General features: G+C 73.6%; 13 protein-coding genes. 8 read left to right on the plus strand and 5 right to left on the minus strand.

Annotated features, from left to right (window positions below; translation table 11 throughout):
• Positions 1–32 precede the first annotated feature (32 nt).
• From SM450_RS23320 to SM450_RS23355, 8 genes are all read left to right on the plus strand, one after another.
• Positions 33–1,082: an extracellular solute-binding protein gene (locus SM450_RS23320; RefSeq protein ID WP_474621892.1), complete on the plus strand. Its 1,050-nt coding sequence runs from the start codon at positions 33–35 to the stop codon at positions 1,080–1,082.
• 110 nt (positions 1,083–1,192) lie between these two features.
• A complete protein-coding gene (locus tag SM450_RS23325; RefSeq protein ID WP_474621893.1) occupies positions 1,193–2,266 on the plus strand; it encodes an ABC transporter ATP-binding protein in 1,074 nt (357 codons plus the stop codon).
• A complete protein-coding gene (locus tag SM450_RS23330) occupies positions 2,263–4,047 on the plus strand; it encodes an ABC transporter permease (RefSeq protein ID WP_474621894.1) in 1,785 nt (594 codons plus the stop codon). Before SM450_RS23325 ends, SM450_RS23330 begins: the two co-directional genes overlap by 4 nt.
• The gene (locus SM450_RS23335; protein WP_474621895.1) at positions 4,035–4,874 is read left to right on the plus strand and encodes a creatininase family protein; all 840 of its coding nucleotides are present in this window, start codon (positions 4,035–4,037) and stop codon (positions 4,872–4,874) included. Before SM450_RS23330 ends, SM450_RS23335 begins: the two co-directional genes overlap by 13 nt.
• Complete coding sequence (locus SM450_RS23340; protein WP_474621896.1) at positions 4,871–5,842, plus strand: amidohydrolase family protein; 972 nt, start codon at positions 4,871–4,873, stop codon at positions 5,840–5,842. Before SM450_RS23335 ends, SM450_RS23340 begins: the two co-directional genes overlap by 4 nt.
• Positions 5,839–7,290, plus strand: coding sequence for a lyase family protein (locus tag SM450_RS23345; RefSeq protein WP_474621897.1), 1,452 nt, complete (start codon positions 5,839–5,841; stop codon positions 7,288–7,290). The genes SM450_RS23340 and SM450_RS23345 overlap by 4 nt, the downstream gene beginning before the upstream one ends.
• Before the next feature lie 55 nt (positions 7,291–7,345).
• Complete coding sequence (locus SM450_RS23350; RefSeq protein WP_474621898.1) at positions 7,346–8,266, plus strand: ROK family protein; 921 nt, start codon at positions 7,346–7,348, stop codon at positions 8,264–8,266.
• A gap of 260 nt (positions 8,267–8,526) precedes the next feature.
• Positions 8,527–9,561, plus strand: coding sequence for a hypothetical protein (locus SM450_RS23355; protein WP_474621899.1), 1,035 nt, complete (start codon positions 8,527–8,529; stop codon positions 9,559–9,561).
• A 56-nt stretch (positions 9,562–9,617) separates the two neighbouring features.
• Here SM450_RS23355 and SM450_RS23360 read toward each other — a convergent pair whose 3' ends face one another.
• The 5 genes from SM450_RS23360 to SM450_RS23380 all read right to left on the minus strand — a co-directional run bounded on the left by SM450_RS23360 (position 9,618) and on the right by SM450_RS23380 (position 15,362).
• Positions 9,618–11,444: an AfsR/SARP family transcriptional regulator gene (locus SM450_RS23360; protein WP_474621900.1), complete on the minus strand. Its 1,827-nt coding sequence runs from the start codon at positions 11,442–11,444 to the stop codon at positions 9,618–9,620.
• 99 nt (positions 11,445–11,543) lie between these two features.
• Complete coding sequence (locus tag SM450_RS23365; RefSeq protein WP_474621901.1) at positions 11,544–12,500, minus strand: Gfo/Idh/MocA family protein; 957 nt, start codon at positions 12,498–12,500, stop codon at positions 11,544–11,546.
• Positions 12,497–13,333 (minus strand): inositol monophosphatase family protein, encoded by an 837-nt coding sequence (locus SM450_RS23370; protein ID WP_474621902.1) that lies wholly within the window; start codon positions 13,331–13,333, stop codon positions 12,497–12,499. The genes SM450_RS23365 and SM450_RS23370 overlap by 4 nt, the downstream gene beginning before the upstream one ends.
• Complete coding sequence (locus tag SM450_RS23375) at positions 13,330–13,863, minus strand: flavin reductase family protein (RefSeq protein WP_474621903.1); 534 nt, start codon at positions 13,861–13,863, stop codon at positions 13,330–13,332. Before SM450_RS23375 ends, SM450_RS23370 begins: the two co-directional genes overlap by 4 nt.
• Entirely contained in the window at positions 13,860–15,362 is a 1,503-nt protein-coding gene (locus SM450_RS23380) for an amino acid adenylation domain-containing protein (protein WP_474621904.1), read from the minus strand. Before SM450_RS23380 ends, SM450_RS23375 begins: the two co-directional genes overlap by 4 nt.
• Positions 15,363–15,417: the final 55 nt, after the last annotated feature.

Raw genomic sequence — 15,417 nt, forward strand, 5'->3', positions numbered from 1 at the left:
GCTCGACCCCTCAACACCCTCGGAGGTACCCCATGAGACGTCGACTTTTGCTCGCCGGTGCGCTCGCCACCGTCCTCGCCGCCGGCACCGCCTGCGGCGGCGGCTCCGGTGACTCCGGTTCCGGCTCCGGCGAGGCCGAGAAGCTGACGATCTACACGGCCCGCGACAAGAAGGTGACCACCTTCGTCGTCGACAAGTTCACCGCCAAGTACCCCGAGTACAAGGGCAAGGTCGAGGTGCTCAACCTCGGCGCCCAGGAGATCCTGGAGCGGGTCCGGGCGGAGAAGGCCAACCCGCAGGCCGACGTCTGGTGGGGCGGCACCCAGCAGGGCCTCGCGTCGGGCGCGTCCGAGGACCTGCTCACCGGCTGGCAGCCGTCGTTCGCCGGCAAGATGGACGAGGCGTACAAGGACCCGCAGGGCCGGTGGTTCGGCGAGATCCTGCTGCCCGAGGTCATCATGTACAACAACAAGGCGCTCACCCCGGAGCAGGCCCCGAAGGACTGGGACGACCTGCTGAAGCCGGAGTTCAAGGACAAGATCATCATCCGGGACGTGGCCGCGTCCGGCACCATGCGGTCGATCTACGCCTCGATGATCCAGCGGAAGTCGCCCGACGGCAGCAACCCGCAGCCCGGCTACGACTGGCTGAAGCAGCTCGACGCCAACACCGGCGCGTACGCGGCCAACCCGACCGACCTCTACCTCAAGCTCTCCCGCCAGCAGGGCACGCTGAGCGCCTGGAACCTCCAGGACATCCTGCTCCAGGCCAACCAGGCGAACATGCCGTTCGGCTACGTGATGCCGGCCTCCGGCGCCCCGGTCCTGGTCGACGGCCTGGCCCAGGTCAAGGGCGGCAACAGCGAGGGCGCGCAGAAGTTCCTGGAGTTCCTCTTCGACGACTCGCTCCGCGCCGAGCTGGCCAAGGACTACTTCCAGATCCCGGCCATCGACATCGCCGAGAAGCCGGAGTGGCTGGCCCAGCTCGACCTCAAGCCGATGGACGTCGACTGGGACGTGGTCGGCAAGAACGAGACCGAGTGGATCAACCACTGGAACAGCGAGATCAAGAACAAGGGCTGACCGGACGGTACGCCGGGCGCACCACGCGCCCGGCGTACCGCCGTCGCCTCCCCGAACCGCCCCCACCCGTCACCGGTCGGACCCGGTTACCGGACGCAAGGAGAGACATCATGATCGATGTCACGCTGGAGTCGGTGAGCAAGCGCTTCCCACGCGCCGGCGACACCGCGGCGGTCGACGACGTCGACCTGCGCATCGGCGCGGGGGAGTTCTTCACCCTGCTCGGGCCGAGCGGCTGCGGCAAGACCACCACCCTGCGCATGGTGGCCGGCTTCTACTTCCCCAGCTCGGGCCGGATCCGCTTCGGCGCCGAGGACGTCACCAACCGGCCGCCGAACAAGCGCGACACCGGCATGGTGTTCCAGAACTACGCGCTCTTCCCGCACCTGAGCGTCGCCCAGAACGTGGCGTACGGCCTGAAGATCCGCAAGGTCGGGCGGGCCGACGCCCGGCGGCGGGTCGACGAGGTGCTCGGCGAGGTCCACCTGGACGGGTACGGCGACCGGCGGATCGACCAGCTCTCCGGCGGCCAGCAGCAGCGCGTCGCGCTGGCCCGGGCGCTCGTGATCCGGCCCCGCACGCTGCTGCTCGACGAACCCCTGTCCAACCTCGACGCGAAGCTGCGCGAGGAGACCCGGGTCGAGATCCGCCGGATCCAGAAGGACTCCGGCACCACCGCGCTCTACGTCACGCACGACCAGTCCGAGGCGATGGCCATGTCCGACCGGATCGCGGTGATGGAGTCCGGCCGGGTCCGGCAGGTCGGCACGCCGCAGGAGATCTACCACCGGCCGGCCACCTCGTTCGTGGCCCGGTTCATCGGCCGCAGCAACGTGCTCAGCCTGCCGGTGGTGACCGCCGGACCCGACACGGTGACCGTGGCGCTGCCCGGCGGCTGGCAGGTCCCGGTGGCCGCGCCCGCCGAGCACGGGCTCCGCGAGGGCGCCACCGCCCTGGTGTCGGTACGCCCCGAGCACATCACGCTCGGCCCGCCCACCGACGACGGCATCCTCACCGGCCGGGTGACCGAGTTGGAGTTCACCGGCATGGCCACCAACCTGCTCGTCGACGTGGGCGGCGAGGCGGTCCAGGTGGCCGCGATCGACGTGCCGGCCGGGCTGGCCGTGGGCGACCAGGTCGGGCTGCGGCTGCCGCCGGAGCGGATGTGGGTGGTGGGTGCATGAGCACCATCCCCGCGACCCCGAGCGCGGCCACCGTTCCGCCGATCACCGACGACCCCACGCCCCCGGGCGGCAGGCGCTTCCGCCGCCCGACGATCGGCGCCAACTCGCGCTGGTTCCCGTACATCCTGGTGTTCCCGCTGGTGCTGATCCTCTTCGGCTACGTGGTGCAGCCGATGCTCGCCACCTTCGGCGAGAGCGTCGGCGTGGACGGGCCGGACAACTGGGCAAGCTTCCTCACCGGCGACGGCGTGGCCCGCTCGGCGCTGCTCACCTCGCTGATGATCTCCGCCGCCAGCGTGCTGCTCTGCGGCATCGTCGGCGTGGCCATGGCGTTCCTGCTCAAGCGGTTCTCCTTCCCCGGCCGCCGGCTGATCGAGGCGATCATCCTGGTGCCGGCGGCGCTGCCGCCGCTGATCGGGGCGATCTCGTTCCAGCTCCTCTACAGCGAGACCGGCATCCTGCCGCGCGCGCTGCAACAGCTCCTCGGCACGGAGAACCCGGTGCTGCCGTTCAGCGGCATCGCCGGCGTGCTCGTGGTGCACACGTTCACCATGTACCCGTTCTTCTACCTGGCCACGTCCGCCGCGCTCACCGGCATGGACCCGTCGGTGGAGGAGGCCGCCTACAACCTCGGCGCCGGCCGGGTGCGGGTGTGGCGGACCGTGCTGCTGCCGATGCTCACCCCGGCGCTGGTCTCCGCGTCGCTGCTGGTCTTCATGACGTCGCTGGCGTCGTACACCGCTCCGCTGCTGTTCGGGGTGGACCGGACCATGACCATGCAGATCTACATCAATCGCACCAACGGCGACCTGCCGATGGCCTCGACCTACGCGTCGGTGCTGGCCGTGGTGTCGGTGCTGTTCCTGCTCGGCATGCGCTGGTACGAGGGGCGGCGCAGCTACCGTTCCCAGTCCAAGGGCGTCGCCAGCCACCGCCGCGAGCTGACCAACCCGTTCGCCCGTTGGCTGGCGCTCGCCGCCTCGCTGCTCGCCGTCGTGGTGCTGCTCGCCCCGGTGGCGACAATCGCGCTCGTGGCGTTCTCGCAGGACGGCTCGTGGACGACCGAGGTCATCCCGTCCGGCTACACCACGCAGAACTTCACCACCATCTTCTCCGACCCGGGGGCCTATAGGCCGATCGTCAACTCGCTCCAGATGAGCCTGCTCGCCACCGTCGGCTGCGTCGTGGTCGGCGTGCTCATCGCGTACGCGGTGCGCCGGCTGGACTTCCGCGGGCGCGGCCTGCTCGACGTGGCGGTCATGCTGGCGTGGGCGCTGCCCGGCACGGTGGTCGCGATCAACCTGATCTCGGCGTTCAGCACCGGCAACGCGTTCAGCTTCGGCCAGGTGCTGATCGGCACCTTCTGGATCATGCCGCTCGCCTACTTCGTGCGGTTCCTGCCGCTCGTGTTCCGGTCCAGCTCGGCCACGCTGGCCCAGCTCGACCCGTCGCTTGAGGAGGCCGCCCGCAACCTCGGGGCGTCCTGGTGGCGGGCGTTCGGCACGGTCACGCTGCGGCTGATGCTGCCGGGTGTGCTGGCCGGCGCGTTGCTCGCGTTCGTCAACGGCGTCGGGGAGTTCGTCGCCTCGGTGCTGATCTACACCTCGGAGACCGCGCCGATCTCGGTGGAGATCAACAACCGGATGTACTCGTTCGAGGTAGGCACCGCCGCCGCGTACGGAATGCTCCAGGTGGTGTTGATCTTCGTGGTGATGGTGGTCTCCGGCCGGCTCCAGAACGGCGGCCGGGCGGCGAAGGAGGCGGTCAAGTGGACGGCGTGACAGAACTGTGGCCGGCCGGTGGTGGGCTGCTGCCCGCCGCCGGGATCCCCGGCGGCGAGCTGGCCGAGGTCGTCGCGGCGGCCGACTTCGCGGTGCTGCCGGTCGGCGCGGTCGAGTGGCACGGACCGCACCTGCCGCTCGGCGCCGACCTCATCCTCGCCGAGGGCTTCGCCTCCGAGAGCGCCGCGTCCGGTCCCGGCCCGCGCGGCGTGCTGTTCCCGCCGGTGGCCTACGCGGCCTGCCCCGGGCAGACCCGGCCCTGGCCGGGGACGGTGGCGATCCGACCGGAGATCGCGGTCGGGTACCTCGCCGACGTGATCGAGGGCATCGTGGCCGCCGGCTTCCCCCGACTGCTCGTGGTCAACGGCCACGACGCCAACATGTCCACCGTCCGGGCCGCGATGGAGTGGGTCTCCGGGCGGCGCACCGCGAGCCTGCTGCTCGTCAACTGGTTCCAGTTGGTCACCCCGGCGGAGACCGGCGACCTGTACGGCGACGTGATCGCCCGCGGACACGGCGGCGCGTACGAGACGTCCGGGGTGCTCGGCTTCGCGCCGGAGACGGTACGCCTGGACGCCGCCACCGACCTGCCCCCGCGCCCGAAGCTGCCGGTGACCCACCCGTACGTGCTCGTCGAGTCCCGGCCCGACCCGTGGCAGGGCTGGTCCGGGCACATCTCACGGGCCACCGAGGAGGCCGGCCGGACCGTGCGCGCCACGGCCGGAGAGCGGCTGCGCGAGATCGTCGCCGCCTGGGTGGCCGCGCCGATGCCGGCCCCGCCCACCGCCGACCCGTTGCCCGACTCATCGGGTGAGGAGCGCGCATGACCGTCGACCGGGGACTCGACGTCGTCGACTTCCACATGCACTTCCGGATCGGCGCCGACGAGACGATCCACGCCTGCGAGGAGGCCGCCGGGATGCACCCCGGCGGCGCACACGAGCGCGAGGTGCGGGCCGCCGGGTCCGCGCCGTACTCCCGGCAGTGGCGCCGGACCTGGAGCTTCCCCGACCCGGAGCCGCCCGCCGGGCGCTGGGAGGACGAGGCGGACCGGTGGGCCGAGGAGTTGCGCGCGGCGCGGGTGCGCCGGGCGGTGTTCGTCACCGGCGGCGGCAACGACGCGCTCGCCGACGTGGTCGACCGGCACCCGGACCTGCTGCTCGGCTTCGCCCACCACGACCCGTACGGCCCGCACGCCGCCACCGAGCTGGAACGCGCGGTCACCGAACGCGGGCTGCGCGGGTTGAAGCTGTTCGCGCCGCTGCTGCGCGGTCCGCTCGACCACACCGACCTCGACCCGCTCTGGGCCACCGCCCAGCGCCTCGGCGTGCCGGTGCTGATCCACATCGGTCACTACGGCAGTGCCGGCGGCCTCAGCGTGGGCCGGTACGGCGGGCCGGACGAGCTGGTCCGGATGGCCCGCCGCTTCCCCGAGCTGGCCGTGGTGGTGCCGCACTTCGGCGTCCAGCACGTGCAGGAGCTGTCCTTCGCCGCCTGGGGCTGCCCGAACATCCACATCGACACGTCCGGCTCGAACCAGTGGGTGCGCTGGATGCCGTACAAGCTCACGCTTGAGGACCTGTTCCGCCGCTGCTACGAGACGATCGGGCCGCGGCGCATCGTCTACGGCAGCGACTCGTCCTGGTTCCCGCGCGGCTACGTCACCCGCTACCTCGACGACCAGCTCCGCGTCTGCCACGAGCTGGGCCTGCCCGAGGACCACCTGCGCGCGATCTTCGCCGGGAACGCCGAGCGGCTGCTCGGCCTGACCGCGGACCGGAAGGAAACCCGATGAGCACGCTTACCGCCTACCAGCGCAACCACCTGGCGCCGACGTACGACCACCACGTCGGGCACCTCTACCCGGCGATGGTGCGCGCCAGCCAGGCGCACGTGGTGATGCTTACCGAACAGCGGCTGATCCCGGCCGAGCGCGGCGCCCGCCTGCTGCGCGGGCTGGCCGAGCTGCGCGCCGACACCAGCGCGCCGCCGGCGTACGACGGCAGCTTCGAGGACACGTACTACCTGCTGGAGAAGCGGCTCGCGGCGGCGTGCGGCATCCCCACGTCCGAGCTGGACGTGCAGCTCGCCCGCAGCCGCAACGACCTGGACGCCGGCGTGTTCCGGATGCTGCTGCGCGACCAGCTCGTCGAGGTGCTCCAGCGGGTGCTCGACACCGGCCGCACCGCGCTGGACCAGGCCGACAGGTACGCCGACGTGGTCATCACCGGCTACACCCACCGCCGGCCGGCCCAGCCCACCACCATCGGGCACGCGCTCGCCGGCTACGCCGAGGCGCTCGCCGGCCAGGCCGCCACCTACGCCGACGTGATCGACCAACTGAACGTCTCGCCGCTCGGCTCGTGCGCGTTCGCCGGCACCGACCTGGACATCGACCCGGCCCGGCTGGCCGAGCTGCTCGGCTTCGCCGGCCTGGTCACCAACTCGTACGAGGCGGTGGCCGGCGCCGACCACCTGGTCCGGGTCGGCACGGTCAACGCGCGGGCGCTCGCCACCGGCGCGCGGCTGGCCCGCACGCTCATGGACTGGCTGAGCTGGCAGTGGGTCACTACCCCGGGCGACTTCACCCAGGGCAGCAGCATCATGCCGCAGAAGCGCAACCCGGTGGTGCTGGAACACCTGGTCTCCTACGCCGGGCAGGCCGCGGCGGACGCCGCCTCGGTGCTCAACAACGTGGGCGCCGCCTGGTGGGAGGACTCCAACAACGCCACCACCGACGTGCAGGTGCGGCTCTGGGAGAGCAACGACCGGGCGGAACGCTTCTTCACGCTCGTCGGTGGCTTCCTCGCCGAGATCGCGCCGCTGAACCCGCCCAGCCGGGAGGAGATCGTCGCCTCCGGCGCCACCACCACGGCCGCCGCGGACGCGCTGACCCGCCACGGCGTACCCTTCCGGGCCGCGCACTCGCTCGTCGGCCGGCTGGTCCGGGCCGGCGGGCCGGACACCTGGACCGCCGAGGGCGTACGCGCCGCCGCCGCCGACACCGCCGGTGAGCTGGACGACGCGGCGGTGGCCGACCTGATCGCCGCCGCCGTCCGCCCGGAGCTGGTGCTCCACCGGGCCCAGGCCGACGGGCCGGGCGCCGCCGCGGTCCGCGCCCAGGTGGGCGTGCTGCGGGCCGCGCTGGACCCGGTCGCGGACCGGCTGGCCGGGGTGCGCGACCTGCTGCGCCGGGCGGACGAGGAGCTGGACGCCGTAGCCGCCGAGATGGCGGCCAAGTGAGCGCGAGGAGTGAGCCGGGTTTGCGAGCCCCGCAGTCGCGAACAGAGGAGGCACCGTGAGCGTGCGGCTGTCCGGCCCGCCGGCCGCCGGCACACGCGACGCGGGACTCCTGCTCGGCATCGACTTCGGCGGCACGAAGATGGCGGTCGGGGTGTCCGACGCGGACGGCCGGCTGCTGGCCCACCGCCGGGTGCCCACCCACGCCGAGCAGGGCGCGCCGCAGGCGCTGGCCCGGGCGCTGTCGCTCGCCGGTGACCTGGTCGGCGAGGTCGGTGGCCCGCTCGCCGCCGCCGGGGTGGCCTCGCCGGGCGTGGTCCGCCCGGACGGCATCGACCTGGCGCCGAACGTGCCCGGCTGGGAGCGGCTGCGCCTGGCCGACGCGGTCCGCGACGCGCTCGACGTGCCCCGGGTCGCGGTGGACAACGACCTGAACGCCGCCGCCCTGGCCGAGCTGCGGTTGGGCGATCTGCGCGGCGTCGACCCCGGCCTGGTGGTGGGGATCGGCACCGGCATCGCGGCGGCCGTCACGGTCGGCGGCGCGGTGCTGCCCGGCCACCGGGGCGCGGCCGGCGAGATCGGGTACGCGGTGGCCGGCGCGGCCTGGCCGGGGACGATGCTGGAGCTGGACTTCTCCGGCCGGGCGCTGGACCGGCTCGCCGCCGACCTCGGCGTGCCGGACGGGACGGCCGGGCTCACCGCCGCCGCCGAGCGGCCCGGCCCGGCCCGTGACGCGCTCGCCGCCCGGGTCGACGAGGCGGCCCGCGCGCTTGTGACCTGCTGCCTGCTGCTCGATCCGCAGCGGATCGTGCTTGTCGGCGGCGTGACGCGCAGCGTGCTGATCCGGCGGATGCTCGTCGACCGGCTGACCGAGGCCCTGCCGCACCCGCCCGACGTGGTGCGGTCCCGCTTCGCCGACGACGCCGCGTTGTACGGCGCGCTGGCCCTGGCGCGGGACGCGGTGCCGGTGCCGCGCTGACCCTCTCGGTGTCAAGTGCGTCACATTTCTGACACACAAAGTGCCAGCCGTCGGACCCGGGATCCGTTGCGTGACAAGGGATCCCACCAGGTGACACCCGGGTGTGGGGCCGGCGTGGAGGCCGGCCGGGCACGCACCGGAACGGCTCCGGCACCCCCGGTGAAGATTGATCGAACTTCGGCGAGCGAGGGTTTGCAGCCGTCATTACGCTGCGGGTGGTTGATCGCCGGAACCACGGACGACAGGTGGAAGAACCTCAGATGAGTGACAATCACCCTCCCTACGGAGGTTATCCGGACCCGAACGCCGGAGCGTGGGGCAACCAGCCCGACCCCAACGCCCCGTACGGCCAGCAGCCCGCCTCCGGCGCGCCCTACGGCACGCCGCCCGCTTCGGGCGCGCCGTACGGTCAGCAGCCGGCGTCGGGTGCGCCCTACGGCACGCCGCCGGCGTCCGGTGCCCCGTACGGTCAGCAGCCGGCGTCCGGTGCGCCGTTCGGCGCGCAGGCCGGCTCGCCGTACCCGGGCCAGCCCGGCTACCCGGGGCAGCCGGCGCCGTTCGCGCCGGCCCCGCCGCCCGGCCGGTCGAAGAAGGGGCTGATCGTCGGCCTCGCCGCCGGCGCGGTGACGTTGACGCTGCTCTGCTGCGGCGGTGGGCTCGCCTACGTCGCGTTCGGCGGGGACGACAAGGACGACCCGACGCCTGTCGCGTCCGGCAGCACCACCCCGGGGCCGGACACGTCGACGCCGGCCCCCACCGAGTCGGCGCCGGAGTCGACCGGGCCGGAGGAGCCGTCGAGCAACGACGCGCTCACCGCCCGCTACTCGAGCGAGATGTCCGCGGTCTGCGACGGCGGCTCGATTCTCAACGCCGCCCCGTACACCGGGCCGTCGAGCGCCAAGGCGTACGTCTTCTCCAACGCCCCGGACCGGCCGACGTTCTGGTCGCAGAAGTCGTTCAGCTCGGACAAGCGCTACTACGTCAAGTCGGCGGACTTCGCCAGCGCGTCGGTGATCGGCTGCCTCAAGGTGGTCGACGGCAGCGAGGGCACGCCGAAGAAGTGCCAGTACAAGGCCACCGACGGCAAGATCGTCACGGTCGACTACATCTCCTCCCGCTACACGCTGACGTTCCACGCCGCCAAGACCGGCGAGAAGATCGGCGACGGCGGCACGGTCACCGCGCCCACCGCCCGCTGCCCGAGCTTCATCTCCTACAACAAGACGACGATGAAGTCGTACGCGGCGCCGGACAGCGGCACCATCGAGGCGGCGCTGGACCGCTTCCTGAAGTAGACGAGTGTTAACCGGGGGCCCCGCCTATACGCCAAGCGTTAAGCGGGGCCCCCTCCTTACACGCACTCGTTGGCGAAGATGCGCAGCAGCTCCGGCAGGTGGAAGCGTTGGCCGGACCCGGAGCCGACAGGTAGCAGCATGTTGTGGTGGACCAGGTGCTCGACCAGCCGGTTGGCCTGCTGCCGGGGCAGGCGCAGGATCTCCACCGCGCTTGTCGCGGTGATCAGCGCGTCGGCGGCGGCCAGCTCGCGCAGCGCCCGGCGCGCGTCCACGTCCAGCCCCTGGTAGCTGACCGAGAGACTGTCCCGCACCGAGATGTCGCCGACGACAAGCTCCGCGAGCCGGTGCTCCTCGTCCTCCAGGTGCTCGGCGAAGCCGGGCAGCGCCCCGTCCGGCTGGGTGACAAGCCGGCTGCCGACGATCCGCAGCGCCAACGGCAACTGGTCGCAGGCGTCGGCGATCCGGCCGAACACCTCCGGCTGCTCCCGGACCCGGCGCTCGCCGGCGATCGTCGCCAGCAGCTCCACCGCCTCGGCCCGGTCCAGCGCGCCGAGCGTCAGCCGCCAGCCGACGTCCAGGTCCAGCAGGCGCTGCCGGCTGTTGACGAGCACCAGGCTGCGGCCCGCGCCGGGCAGCAGCGGGCGTACCTGCTGCGCGCAGTCGACGTCGTCGATGATGAGCAGCAGGCGGCGGCCGGCGAGCGCGCACCGCAGCACGGCGGCCCGCTCCCGGATGTCGTCGGAGATGTCGGTGAGCGGCACGCCCAGCTCGACAAGCAGCTCCCGGATCAGCTCGCCGCTGCGACGGGCCGGCTCCTCGCCGCTGTCGAAACTGACGAAGAGCTGCCCGTCGGGGAAGAGGTCGGCCAGGTCGTAGCCGCTGGTCACGGAGAAGGAGGACTTGCCGACGCCCGGCGCGCCGGAGACGAGCACCACGCCGGCGTGGTCGTCGGCGCCGGTCGGATCCGCGATCCCCTCGGCGATGGCCCGGAGCTGGCTGGTCGTGGTGTCCCGGCCGACCAGGGACGGCGGCTTCATCGGCAGCGCCTGCCGGCCACCCGGCGGGGCGGGCGGCGGCGCGGCCGGACCGGGGCCGGCCACCGCGGCCGGCCAGCCCGACGGCGGCCGGACCTCGGCCGAGTCGGCGTCGAGCGCGGCGCGCAGGGCGCCCTGGAGCGCGGGACCGGGGTCGACGCCGAGTTCGTCGACGATGCCGCGCCGGGCCTGCTGGTAGGCGGCAAGCGCCTCGGCGACGCGCCCCTCGAGCGTCAACGCGACGACGAGCTGGGCCTGCCGTTGCTCGTCAAGCGGATCCTCGGTCACCATCCGGCGTAGCGCCGGGATGACCCGGGCCGGCTGGCCCAGTCGCAGCCGCAGGTCGGTCAGCTCGGTGGTCATCTCCCGGTACTGCTCCCGCAGGGCGGTGACGGTGCCGTCCAGCTCGGTGCCGAGGTCCGTCAGGTCCTCAAGCGGATGCCCGCGCCACAGCTCGATCGCCCGGTCGAACAGGTCGGCGGCGTCCGCCGGCCGGTCTTCCCGCGCGGCCCGGCGCGCGTCCTCGGCGAGGCGGGTGAACCGGAGCAGGTCCAGCTCGTGCTCGTCGACCCGCAGGTGGTAGCCGGGGCCGTCGTGGACCAGCCGGTCGGCCGAGTCGCCGCCGCGGTCAAGCGACTGCCGCAACCGGTGCACGTACGTGCGGAGGTTGCGCACCGCCGACGCGGGCGGCGCGTCCGGCCAGAGGCCGTCGACAAGGCGGGAGGTGGAGACGGTGCGGCCCGGGCTGAGCAGCAGCACGGCGAGCAGGAGGCGTGGTTTCGTGCCGGTCAGGGTGATCGCGCGGTCGTCCGCAGACAGGGTCAGCGGACCGAGAACACTGAACTGCATGGGTTTGGTCCCTCGCTCCGCGGTACCGTCCACAGTGCTGTGGCGGCTTATTTCCCACCTTCGGCTAGGGAATAACCTGTCCCCAGATGATGAAAGGACTCACCGAACGGGGCCTACTTCGTGACCCGCGGTGAGCTGGCTGGTCGCCAGGCGCGCCGCGTCGAGCACGGCGACCGCGTCGGCCACCCCGGCCCCCGCGGACCGGCCGGTGCGGACCAGCTCGGCGAAGTCCTCCGCCTGGCGGGCCAGCGCCGCGTACATGGTGACGTCGCCGTCGGCCGGGTCGAGGAACACCAGCCGTTCGTGGCCCCGGGTGCCGAAGACCTCCACCGTGGCCATGTCCCCGCCCGGGAAGTGCCGGCCGAGCGAGACGAGCGCGGTGCCACCGGCGGAGAGGCCGAGCAACGCCTGCGCGCTGTCCACGTCGAGTCCGCGTACCGCCGGGTCGGTGACCGGCCCGGCCGGCTGCGCCGCGACGCGGACGATGTCCTGCCCGGTCAGCCAGCGGATCTGGTCGAACTCGTGCACGCCCATGTCCACGAAGATCCCGCCGCTGCCGGTGCGGAACGCCGCCGCGGGGGGCTCGCCGTCCCACTGCGACGCCGCCACGAACAGCACGTCGCCGAGGTCGCCGCCGGCGATCCGCTCGCGCAGCCGGCGCAGCTCGGGCACGTACCGCCGCCAGTAGGCGATCTGGAACCCGATGCCGGCGTCGGTGGCCACCCGCCCGGCCTCGGCGGCCTCGGCCGCGCCGAGCCCCGCCGGCTTCTCGCACAGCACCGGCACCCCCGCCTTCGCGGCGGCGGCGACCAGCTCGCCGTGCCGGCCGGTGGGCGCGGTCACCAGCAGCCCGTCCGGCACGGTCTCGGCGAGCAGATCCGCCACACTCGGGTACGCCCGCAGCCCGGCGGCGGTGACCGCCGCCCGCGCCGACGGCACCGGGTCGACCACGTGGCCGATCCGGACCGTCCGGTTGCCCGCCAGCGCCCGCAGGTGGTGGCGGCCCATCCGGCCCGCTCCCACGAGCGCCAGCCGGAACTCGTCACTCCTGGTCATCGTCGTTCCCCTTCCTCGTCGGTGCCCTCCGGGCCGGTACGGTCCGGTCCCAACCAGTCGGCAAGCGCCTCCACCACGGCCGGCGCGCCGGTGGCGAAGACGGTCATCCCGTCGCGGCGCCACCGTCGGCTCACCCCGCCGCCTGCCTCGACCAGGGCGGTGCCCGCGGCGATGTCCCACGGGGCCGGGTCGAAGCTGACGAACGCGTCCAGCTCACCGGTGGCCACCGAGGCGAGGTCGCACACGGTGGAGCCGGAGTTGCGCAGGTCGGCGACGCGCGGCGCGAGGCCGACCAGCGCCTGGTAGGCCCGCCGCCGGGGGTCGGGCGCGTTGGGCACCGCGAACGCCACGAGCGCGTGCCCCGGCGCCGCCTCCCGGTTGACCGCCACCGGGGCGTCGCCGTCGTGCGGGCCGTCGCCGTCGAGCACCAGGCAGGCGCCGGTGGCCGGTTGCAGGATGGTGGCCGCGACCACCCGGCCGTCGCCCACGTCGCAGCCGGCCGCCACGGCGACGCTCACCGCGTACCGGCTCGCGCCGTGGCTGAAGTTCAACGTGCCGTCCAGCGGGTCGACGATCCAGCGCAGGCCGGAGCAGCCGGCGCTGAGCCCGGACTCCTCGGCCAGCACGGCGTCCTGCGGGCGGTCCCGGGCGAGCAGGTCGAGGATGGCGCGTTCGCTCGCGTGGTCCGCGGTGGTCACCGGGTCCTGGGCCGCGCCACCCTTGTGGACGGTCCGGAAACCGTGGTGGCGCGCCTGGCGGATCGCGTCCGCGCCGGCCCGGGCCGCGCGCAGGCTGAGGTGGCGCAGGTCGCCCGGGGCGCCGCCGATGCTCATCGCGCCACCTGCGCTTCCCGCAGGTCGGCGACCTGCGCGTAGTGGCCGTCCACGAAGAGCAGCGGCGGCGAGGACCGGAGCAGGCCGGCGGCGCGGACGGTCCCGATCAGCACGGCGTGGTCACCGACCGGCTCGGCCGACACCGCCTCGCACCCGAAGTACGCCACCCCGTCGGTCAGCCGGGGGCAACCGGTCGCCCGTTCCGCGTCGTACGCGACACCCGCGAAGCCCTCGGCGCCGGTCGGCCGGCCCTGGCTGGCGAACCAGGCCGCGTCCTCGCGCTGGTCGTCGGCGAGCACGGTGACCGCGAACCGGCCGGTCCGCTGGACCGCGCCGAGCAACCGGCAGTCCTGCCGCAGGCAGACAAGCAGCATCCGGGGGGACAGGGACACGGTGGTGAACGAGTTGACTGTCATCCCGAGCGGCCCGTCGGGCCCGACCGCGGTCGTCACCGCCACTCCGGTGGCGAACCGCCCGGCGACGGACCGGAACGCCCGTTCCCGCTCGTCCGCTTCGCTGATCCCGGTCATCGCCGTTCTCCTCTCGTCCCGTCGGTCCCGTCGCCGACCAGGGCGGCGGTCCGGCGTCTGTCGGTCTTGCCGTTGCCGTTCGTGGGCAACGCGGCCACGTGGTGGATCCGGGCCGGCGCCATGTAGCCGGGCAACCGGTCGGCGCAGCGGCCGGCCAGCTCGGCGGCGATTCCGGCGGCGCCTGTGTAGACCGCCTGGAGGGTGACGCCGTCGCCCTCGCCGAGCGCCAGCACCACCGCCTCCCGCACGCCGGGGTGGCCGCGCAGCACCATCTCGATCTCGCCCAGTTCGATCCGGTAGCCGCGCAGTTTCACCTGGTCGTCGAGGCGTCCGTGGTGCACGAGCGTGCCGTGTTCGCGGCGGACCCGGTCGCCGGTGCGGTAGTACCGCTGCCCGGCGTGCGTGACGAACCGGCCCTCGTCGTCCGCCGGGTCGAGGTAGCCGGCGAAGCGCTGCGGACCCCGCACGCACAGCTCGCCGTCGTCGCCGCCGGTGGCGCCGTCCTCGTCGCGCAGGATCGCGTCGAGGGTGTCGTACACGTCGCCGATCGGCACGGTGCCGTTCGAGGTCGCCGGCCAGTCCGCCGGGTCGGCCGGCAGCCGGTGGGCGGTGCAGGTCACGGTCAGCTCGGTGGGGCCGTAGAGGTTCTCCACCACGCTGTTCGGCGCCGCCGCCGCCCAGGCCCGCGCCGCCTCGTGGGTGAGCTGCTCACCGGCGAAGAGGCTGTGCCGCAGGCCGGGCATCGCGCCGGGGGAGAGCATCCGCATCCGGCGGGCCAGCGACACCACCGAGGGCACCGAGAACCAGTGGGTGATGCGCCGCTCGTTGACGAACCGCACCGGCGTCAGCACCTCGTCCGGCTGCGGCACCACGAGCGTCGCGCCGCCGCCCCAGGCGACGAACATGTCGAACACAGACGGGTCGAAGGTCAGGTCGAAGGTCTGCGACAGCCTGTCGCCCGGGCCGACCGGATAGCGGTCGAGGCAGTGGGCGAGATAGGCGTCGACGTTGCGGTGCCGGATCGGCACGCCCTTGGGCCGCCCGGTCGACCCGGACGTGAACAGCAGGTACGCCACGTCGTCCGGGCCGGTCGCGGGCTCCGCCGCCGGTCCGGCCGGCGCGTCGTCGAGCCGTACCGTGGCGGCGCCGCCCGCGACCTCGGCCGCGACCTCCGCGCCGGCGGCGTCCACCACCACGGCGTCCACCCCGGCGTCGCGGCACAACCCGGCGTTGCGGGCGGTCGGGAACGCCGGGTTGAGCGGCACCACGACGGCGCCGGCCCGCAGCGCGGCCAGATAACCGGCGTACGCGGGCAGGCTGCGGGCGGCCAGCAGGCCGACCGCCCGGGGGCGCCGGCCCACCTCGGCGTGGATCCGCCCGGCGAGGCCGCCGGCCAGGTCGTGCAGCCGGCGGTACGTCACCGACTGGCCGTCGACCTCGAGCGCGACCGCCTCGGGCACGCGCTCCACACTCCGCTGGAACCACTTGTAGAGACTCACGGCGTTGCTCCCTTCCTCGTGCTGTCGGTGCTGTCGGCACCGTCGGCGCTGTCGG

It is taken from the genome of Micromonospora marincola, from assembly GCF_056150385.1.

Coding starts and splice junctions, on each gene's coding strand:
- SM450_RS23370 (WP_474621902.1), bottom strand. CDS start 13,333: ATGAGCATCGGCGGCGCCCCGGGCGACCTGCGCCACCTCAGCCTGCGC.
- SM450_RS23360 (WP_474621900.1), bottom strand. CDS start 11,444: ATGCAGTTCAGTGTTCTCGGTCCGCTGACCCTGTCTGCGGACGACCGC.
- SM450_RS23365 (WP_474621901.1), bottom strand. CDS start 12,500: ATGACCAGGAGTGACGAGTTCCGGCTGGCGCTCGTGGGAGCGGGCCGG.
- SM450_RS23320 (WP_474621892.1), top strand. CDS start 33: ATGAGACGTCGACTTTTGCTCGCCGGTGCGCTCGCCACCGTCCTCGCC.
- SM450_RS23340 (WP_474621896.1), top strand. CDS start 4,871: ATGACCGTCGACCGGGGACTCGACGTCGTCGACTTCCACATGCACTTC.
- SM450_RS23325 (WP_474621893.1), top strand. CDS start 1,193: ATGATCGATGTCACGCTGGAGTCGGTGAGCAAGCGCTTCCCACGCGCC.
- SM450_RS23355 (WP_474621899.1), top strand. CDS start 8,527: ATGAGTGACAATCACCCTCCCTACGGAGGTTATCCGGACCCGAACGCC.
- SM450_RS23375 (WP_474621903.1), bottom strand. CDS start 13,863: ATGACCGGGATCAGCGAAGCGGACGAGCGGGAACGGGCGTTCCGGTCC.
- SM450_RS23345 (WP_474621897.1), top strand. CDS start 5,839: ATGAGCACGCTTACCGCCTACCAGCGCAACCACCTGGCGCCGACGTAC.
- SM450_RS23330 (WP_474621894.1), top strand. CDS start 2,263: ATGAGCACCATCCCCGCGACCCCGAGCGCGGCCACCGTTCCGCCGATC.